The organism is Nonomuraea lactucae (assembly GCF_003313395.1).
Lineage (GTDB): Bacteria > Actinomycetota > Actinomycetes > Streptosporangiales > Streptosporangiaceae > Nonomuraea > Nonomuraea lactucae.
This window is the reverse complement of record NZ_QNFZ01000595.1, coordinates 1-2,143: the sequence shown is the minus strand read 5'-3', so window position 1 is coordinate 2,143 and position 2,143 is coordinate 1. Positions and strand designations below refer to the sequence as shown.

General features: G+C 75.0%; 2 protein-coding genes. Both read left to right on the top strand.

The window, feature by feature from the left end; all coding sequences use genetic code 11:
- A partial coding sequence (locus DQW85_RS24010) for a phosphopantetheine-binding protein (protein WP_240197388.1) occupies positions 1-396 on the top strand: 396 nt, incomplete at its 5' end.
- A partial coding sequence (locus DQW85_RS24005) for a condensation domain-containing protein (RefSeq protein WP_162795316.1) occupies positions 393-2,143 on the top strand: 1,751 nt, incomplete at its 3' end. The genes DQW85_RS24010 and DQW85_RS24005, both read left to right, overlap by 4 nt.

The window sequence follows — 2,143 nt, the reverse complement described above, 5'->3', positions numbered from 1 at the left end:
GCGATGATCCCCGCCGCGTTCGTCCACCTCGACGCCTTCCCCGTACTCCCCAGCGGCAAGCTCGACCGCGAAGCCCTCCCACCCCCCGATCCCACCACCGCGCACGGCACGGACACCCACGTCCCGCCCCGCACCCCCATCGAAGAGACCCTCACCGCCATCTGGGCAGACCTGCTCGGCCGCGACCGGATCGGCGTCACCGACGACTTCTTCGCCCTCGGCGGCCACTCCCTGCTCGCCGTCCGCCTCGCCGACCGCATCACCGGCGAACTCGACGTCGACCTCCCCCTGCGCCTGCTGTTCGACGCCACCACCGTCGAGCAGCAGGCGCAGGCCGTACTGCACCAGAAACTGACCGACGCAGACCTACTGGACCTGCTTGAGGAGGACCGGTGACCGACGTGGACCGCGCGCGTGAACGGCTGGCCCGGCTCACCCCCGAACAGCGCGCCGCGCTCGAGGCACGCCTCACCACGCCACGACGCCCGTCCCGCACCGGACCGCCCCCCATCCCGCGCCGCCCCGACCCCGGCACCCCGGCCCCCCTCACCGACGCCCAGCGCCGCCTGTGGGTCGTCGACCAGCTCGACCCCGGCAACCCCGCCTACACCCTGTCCTGGGCCTACACCGTGCGCGGCCCCCTCGACCCGGCCGCCGTGGCCGCCGCGTTCGACAGGCTCGTGGACCGCCACCCCCTCCTCACCCACGTGATCACCGTCCACGACGGCGAACCCCGCCAGCGGCCCGGCGCCGAACGGCCCCGCCTGCTCATCGACACCCTGCCCGCCGAGCAGGCCGACGCCGCCGCCCGCCACGAGGCCCGCCACCGCTTCGACCTGGCCACCGGCCCCCTCACCCGGGCCCGCCTGATCCGCGTCACACCCCACGAGCACCGGCTGATCCTCACCCTCCACCACATCCTGGCCGACCGCTGGTCGGTCACCATCCTGCTCAACGACCTGCTCGACCTCTACGCCGGCCGCGACCTGCCCCCGCCGGGCACCGACTACGCCGACTACGCCGCCTGGCAGCGCACCCAACCCCACACCGCCGATCTCACCTACTGGCGCGACACCCTCACCGGCCTGCCCGACACCCTCGACCTGCCCGCCGACCGGCCCCGCCCCGCCGCCCGATCCCACCAGGGGGAGCGGCTGCTGTTCGACCTGGACCGCGGCCTGGCCGACGCCCTGCGCGCGCTCGCCGCCGCCGAACACGCCACCCCCTTCATGGCGCTGACCGCCGCCCTGCAGGCCCTGCTCGCCCGCTACACCGGCCAGGCCGACATCCCCATCGGCACCCCCATGTCCGCCCGGCCGCACCCCGGCCTCGACCGCACCGCCGGACTGTTCCTCAACACCCTCGTGCTGCGCGGCGACCTGTCCGGCGACCCCACCTTCACCGAACTGCTCCGCCGCACCCGCGAACGCGTCCTGGGCGCCTTCGACCACGCCGGCCTGCCGTTCGAGGCACTCGTCGACGACCTCGCCCCCGGCCGCGACCTGTCACGCAACCCCCTCTTCCAGGTCATGCTCGCCTACCAGAACACCCCCGCCCTGCCCGGCGGCGACCACCATGACCACCACGGCCACGACCGGCCCGGCGGGCACGGCCTTGCCCTGGAACGGCTCGACGTGCGGCCCGGCACCGCCATGTTCGACCTGGACCTCATCGTCGAGGAACGCCCCGACGGCGCCCTGCTGTGCGTGCTCGACTACGCCACCGACCTGTTCGACCAGCCCCGCATGCGCCGCCTGGCCGGCCACCTGCGCACCCTGCTCGCCGCGGCCGTCGCCGACCCCCACACCCCCCTGTCACGGCTCGACCTCATGGACCCCGCCGAGCTCGCCACCACCCTGCGCATGGGCACCGGCACCGAAGCCGACCACCCCGACCGGCCCCTGCACGACCTCGTCGCCGAGCAGGCCGCCCGCACCCCGCACGCGCCCGCCCTCGACGGCGCCGACGGCACCCGCCTCACCTACGCGCAGCTCGAAGCGCGCGCCACCGCCCTGGCCGCCCACCTCCAGCGGCTGGGCGTGCGTCCGGAGACCCGGGTCGGCGTGTGCCTGCCGCGCGACCCGCGTCTGGTCGTCGCGTTGCTGGCGGTGCTGAAGGCGGGCGGCTGTTACGTGCCGCTCGA